The organism is Flavobacterium sp., from assembly GCF_035760125.1.
GTDB lineage: Bacteria > Bacteroidota > Bacteroidia > Flavobacteriales > Flavobacteriaceae > Flavobacterium.
The window spans coordinates 1-5,734 of record NZ_DASTTN010000068.1; the positions used below are offsets into that span (position 1 = coordinate 1).

Consider the following 5,734-nt stretch of genomic DNA (forward strand, 5'->3'; position numbering starts at 1 on the left):
CAAGTTGGAATAACGAAACCTATAAAGTTAAAGCCAGTAATCAGGCGAAATGGGAAATCGCCATTCCGACGCCAAAAGAAGGAGGGCCTTATACCATTACGATAAAAGGATATAATGAAATCGTGCTGAAAAACATTTTGATTGGCGAGGTTTGGATTTGTTCCGGGCAATCCAATATGGAAATGAACGCCAGTTGGGGAATTGATAACGGTGATGAGGAGGTTAAAAATGCAACAAACCCAAACATCCGATTGTTTTTGGTGCCAAAATTAACAGCTACTACTCCACAAAATAATCTTTCTGGAAATTGGACAGAATGTACACCCGAAACGATGAAGTATTTTAGCGCAGTGGGTTATTTTTTTGGAAAGCGTTTGCAGGAAGAATTGAAAAATGTGCCTATAGGTTTGATTTCGTCCAATTGGGGAGGAACGCCGGCCGAGATTTGGATGCCGGAAGAAGTGATTCAAAACGATGCGGTTTTATTGGAATCGGCGAAAACAAGAAAGGAAGAAATTTATGGTCCAAACCAGCCAGGACGTGCTTTTAATGCAATGATTTTTCCTTTGACGAAATTCAAAATTGCTGGAGCGTTATGGTATCAAGGGGAAAGTAATGTTGGGTCAACTGTTTATGATAAAACACTTTCCGCTTTGATCACTTCGTGGAGAAAATTATGGGGATATGATTTTCCGTTTTATTTTGTTCAGATTGCGCCTTATAAATATGGGGAAGACCATTTTGGAGGAGTCATTATTCGAGATGCACAACGAAAAGTGCTGCAGGAAGTTCCAAACACCGGAATGGTAATGACCAGCGATATTTCGCCTATTGAAGAAATTCATCCAAAAGATAAAAAATCGGTTGGAATCCGTTTGGGCAATTTGGCTTTGGCGAATACTTATAAGACCAATAACGCATTGGTAAACGGACCTCTTTATAAAGGAATTACAATTGTTAAAAATAAAGTGACAGTCACTTTTGATTATGCAGATGGATTGTATTTTAAGGACAGGAAAGCCGATTTGTTTGAGGTTGCCGGTGCTGATAATGTGTTTTACAAAGCGACTGCTGTCGTTAAAAAGGATACAGTGATTTTGCAATCGGATAAGGTTAAAGTACCTATAAAAGTGCGTTACGCTTGGAGGAATACTGATCAGTCGACTCTTTTGAATAAAGCTAATTTACCGGCTTCGTCTTTTATAAGTGAGTAAATAAAGATGATTATAGACGACTTTGTCATTTTGAAATTTGAAAGTTGTTACAAGGTCGCGTGAGGGATAGTAGGCGGTATCCTCGCATCTCGTCTTTTGGGACTAGAGGAGAGACAAAGCCGTATAGCCCGACTCTTGTCCTGATTTTTTTTCAGGACAAGAGACACGCCAAAAATGAAATTATAAATTATGAAAAAGAATACATTAATTATTGCAGGGATTTTTACCCTGATTAGCACAGGAAATATGATTGCACAAAAATCACCACATTTAGACAAAACAAAACCGATTGAAGAACGCATTGATTTGTTGATGAAGCAAATGACGATGGAAGAGAAAGTCGGGCAAATGAATCAATATAATGGTTTTTGGGAAGTAACGGGTCCAGCTCCAAAAGGAGGAAATGCCGAGTTGAAATATAAACATTTGCGTGATGGATGGGTAGGATCGATGTTGTCGGTTCGTGGGGTGAAAGAGGTAAGAGCTGTTCAGAAAATTGCTGTTGAGGAAACTCGATTGGGAATTCCGTTGATTATTGGTTTTGATGTGATTCACGGATATAAAACGTTGAGTCCAATTCCGTTGGCAGAAGCAGCGAGTTGGGATATGGAGGCGATTAAAAAATCGGCTCAGATTGCAGCAGATGAGGCTTCGGCATCTGGAATTAACTGGACTTTTGGACCAAATGTCGATATTTCACAAGATGCCCGTTGGGGACGTGTGATGGAAGGAGCGGGAGAAGATCCGTATTTGGGAAGTAAAATTGCAAAGGCAAGGATTACCGGTTTTCAAGGTGATACGAGAGCCGACTTACAAAAAGTAAATACGATTGCGGCTTGCACCAAACATTTTGCAGCATACGGTTTTGCAGAATCTGGAAGGGATTATAATACGGTGGATATTAGTAATTCAAAATTATACAACACGGTTTTGCCTCCGTTCAAAGCAGCGACTGATGCTGGCGTTCGTACGTTAATGAACTCGTTCAATATTTTGAATGGCGTTCCAGCAACTGGAAATGCCTTTCTGCAAAGAGATATTTTAAAAGGAGAATGGAAATTTGATGGTTTTGTAGTTTCGGACTGGGCTTCGGTTCGGGAAATGATTGCCCACGGCTTTGCTAAAGACGGTGCGGACGCAACGGCCAAAGCGGTGATTGCAGGTTCGGATATGGATATGGAATCACATTTATATGTATCCGAATTGGTGAAACTGGTAAAAGACGGTAAAGTAAAAGAAGCCTTGGTTGACAATGCGGTTCGTAGAATTTTGCGCGTGAAATTTGAATTGGGATTATTTGATGACCCTTATAAATATTGTGACGAGAAAAGAGAAAAAGCAACAATTGGCAATAAAGCCAACAACGACGGTGTTTTGGATATGGCCAAAAAATCTATTGTGTTGTTGAAGAATGAAATAAATTTACTTCCGCTAAAAAAATCAGGACAGAAAATTGCTTTGATTGGGGCTTTGGCCAATGATAAAAACAGCCCGCTGGGAAGTTGGAGAATTGCTTCGGATGACAATACTGCGGTTTCGGTTCTGGAAGGAATGCAACAGTACAAAGACAATCAATTGACGTTTGAAAAAGGAGCCGATTTGATTACGGAAAAAGCCACTTTTACATCAGAATTGGTTTTCAATACCACAGATAAAAGCGGATTTGATGCTGCCAAAAAAATAGCTGCAAACGCTGACATCGTGGTTATGGTTTTGGGTGAGCACGGTTTTCAATCGGGAGAAGGGCGCAGTAGAACCAATCTTGATTTACCAGGTGTTCAACAAGAATTGTTAGAAGAAATCTACAAAGTAAATCCAAATATTGTTTTGGTCTTAAATAATGGAAGACCGTTGGCCTTGCCTTGGGCTGCAGAACATATTCCTGCTATTGTTGAGGCTTGGCATTTGGGAACTCAAACAGGTAATGCTGTCGCGCAAGTGTTGTACGGTGATTACAATCCAAGTGGAAAATTGCCAATGTCTTTCCCGAGAAATGTTGGTCAAGTGCCTATTTATTATAACAATTACAATACGGGAAGGCCTGTGAATAGTGATAAAAATGTGTTTTGGTCACATTATGCTGATGTGGAGAAAACACCTTTGTATCCTTTCGGATTTGGGTTGAGCTACACTACTTTCGACTATAAAAATTTGAAGATTAACAAGTCCGCTTTCGCAAAAGGTGAGCCGGTTGTGGTTTCTGTGGATATTACCAATTCTGGTAATTATGACGGGAAAGAAGTGGCGCAATTGTATATTCAGGATGTCGCCGCAAGTTTGGCCAGGCCCGTAAAAGAATTAAAAGGTTTTGAATTGTTGGCACTGAAAAAAGGAGAAACCAAAACCGTAACCTTTACTTTGACGGATAAAGAATTAGGTTTCTTTGACAATGACGGGAATTATTTGGTTGAGTCAGGAGCTTTCAAAATTTGGATAGGAGGAAGTTCGGAAAGAGGTTTGGAAAGTGGTTTTGAATTGAAATAAAACCTTTTTTAAAGATATTTTAAACACATAGAATTTTTAAAATTTTATGTGTTTTTTTATTTTTAAATTCTTTAATTTTCGATCTTTAAATAAAGAAAAATGAAATACAACAGATGTGGAAAAAGCGGATTGTTATTACCGCAAATTTCTTTGGGATTATGGCACAACTTCGGTTCGGTAGATAGTTTTGAAAATGCGGAAAGTATTGCCAAAGCAGCTTTTGATAAAGGAATAACTCATTTTGATTTGGCCAACAATTACGGTCCGGTTCCGGGTTCGGCAGAGACTAATTTTGGTACTATTCTTAAAAACAATTTTAAAGGAAACCTTCGCGACGAAATCGTAATCACGACCAAAGCAGGTTACACAATGTGGGATGGACCATATGGTGATTGGGGTTCCCGAAAGTATTTGTTGTCGAGTTTAGACCAAAGTTTGAAACGAATGAATTTGGAATATGTAGATATTTTCTATTCGCATCGTTTTGATCCCGAAACGCCTTTGGAAGAAACGATGATGGCATTGGATTATGCCGTTCGAAGCGGTAAAGCTTTGTATGCCGGAATTTCAAATTACAATCCTGAACAAACCAGAGAAGCTACTGAAATTTTGAAACGATTGGGAACACCTTGTTTGATTCATCAAGTGAAATATTCAATGTTTGTAAGAACTCCCGAAGAAGGATTGCTTGATGTTCTTGAAGAAAAAGGAGTTGGTTGTATTGCATTTTCACCTTTGGCACAAGGACTTTTAACCGATAAATATCTAAAAGGAATTCCTGAAAATTCCCGTGCTCACAATCCAAATGGACATTTAAAAGAAGATGAGGTTTCCGAGGAAAGAATCCAGAAAATTATTCAACTGAATGACATTGCAAAAGAAAGAAATCAGTCTTTGGCACAAATGTCTTTAGCTTGGTTACTAAAAGACAACAGAATTACTTCGGTATTGATTGGTGCTAGTTCTGTGGGACAATTGAACAATAATATTGATTCGTTGCAAAATCTGGAATTTTCATCAGAGGAATTAAATGCAATTGAATCTATTTTGAAATAAAATGTTTTGCATTGTGTGAGAGGCACTGTAGTGTCTCTCACACTCATTTTTGTAACTCCAAATTATACTTTTTTACCAATTCCAAAGTCGATTTATCCGAAGAAAAAACCGAATTCAAACCTTGTGGTTCCTGTGGTGGATCGGTTGTCAAAGGATCGCCCGGTTTCCATTTTCCGTCTTTGGTAACCGCTTTCCCTTCGCCACCAAATCCCCAAAAATTAGCGGCTTGCAACACTCCATTATTTTTATGGCTTTCCGCGACTCTTTTGAAAATATAATTGTAAAAAATATCCCTGTTGGCTACGGAAGCTGTTGAAACCAAACCTTCATTTTCTCTTGGTAAACCAAATTCTTCAATGATGATTGGCCTTTTTAGATGATTGGCAACTTCAACATGCAAATCAATATATTTTCCTGTATTTTCAAGTGTCGTAGGCAATGTTTTCTCGGCATCTTCGGCTTTGTACCAATTCCAGTTTTTTGGCCAAATGTGCATTGTTAAGTAGTCAATGTTCGGATTAAGATGGGTTCTTTCAAAAGTTTCCATACTGTCGTTGGAGCTGTTTCTTCCCTCAGAACCTGTTGAAATCAAGTGATTTTTGTCTAAACTGTCAATCAAGTTGACAATGTTGTTGAGCCAAACTGTAAATTTTGCTTCATTTTCAGGTGTAAAAGTGCGCGGTTCATTGCCCACTTGCCACGCCATAATCGTATTGTCTTCAGTGTATTTTCTTTTAGTGTAGGCGTTTGTTCTGCCCAAAATAAATTTCACATGATTGTTTAATGCTTCCATACACGGTTCACAGCTATGAAATTTTTCGGTATAGGACATAAACTGAGGCCAAGTGTTTGGAGCGATATTCGGAACCGGAATTGGCCCGTGACCATTCCATTCTAAATATTGCGACATTCCGCCAGACCATTCCCAGTTATTCGTTAAAAACAGTACCGCATACATATTGCGTTTTCCCATTTCGGCG

Annotated in this window: 4 protein-coding genes; 3 read left to right on the forward strand and 1 reads right to left on the reverse strand. The window is 38.8% G+C overall.

Annotated elements, in window-relative coordinates:
• The 3 genes from VFS71_RS02810 to VFS71_RS02820 all read left to right on the forward strand — a co-directional run.
• A partial coding sequence (locus VFS71_RS02810) for a sialate O-acetylesterase (RefSeq protein ID WP_326399257.1) occupies positions 1–1,214 on the forward strand: 1,214 nt, incomplete at its 5' end.
• Between the two features lie 189 nt (positions 1,215–1,403).
• Positions 1,404–3,698, forward strand: a complete 2,295-nt coding sequence (bglX, locus tag VFS71_RS02815) for a beta-glucosidase BglX (protein WP_326399259.1) — start codon at positions 1,404–1,406, stop codon at positions 3,696–3,698.
• Between the two features lie 99 nt (positions 3,699–3,797).
• The gene (locus tag VFS71_RS02820) at positions 3,798–4,754 is read left to right on the forward strand and encodes an aldo/keto reductase (protein ID WP_326399261.1); all 957 of its coding nucleotides are present in this window, start codon (positions 3,798–3,800) and stop codon (positions 4,752–4,754) included.
• A 43-nt stretch (positions 4,755–4,797) separates the two neighbouring features.
• Here the strand turns inward: VFS71_RS02820 and VFS71_RS02825 are convergent.
• On the reverse strand, positions 4,798–5,734 hold a 937-nt coding region (locus tag VFS71_RS02825; protein WP_326399263.1), incomplete at its 5' end, for a beta-mannanase.

Excerpts from the sequence above, each read along its gene's own strand:
- bglX (WP_326399259.1), top strand. The coding sequence starts at position 1,404 with ATGAAAAAGAATACATTAATTATTGCAGGGATTTTTACCCTGATTAGC.
- VFS71_RS02820 (WP_326399261.1), top strand. The coding sequence starts at position 3,798 with ATGAAATACAACAGATGTGGAAAAAGCGGATTGTTATTACCGCAAATT.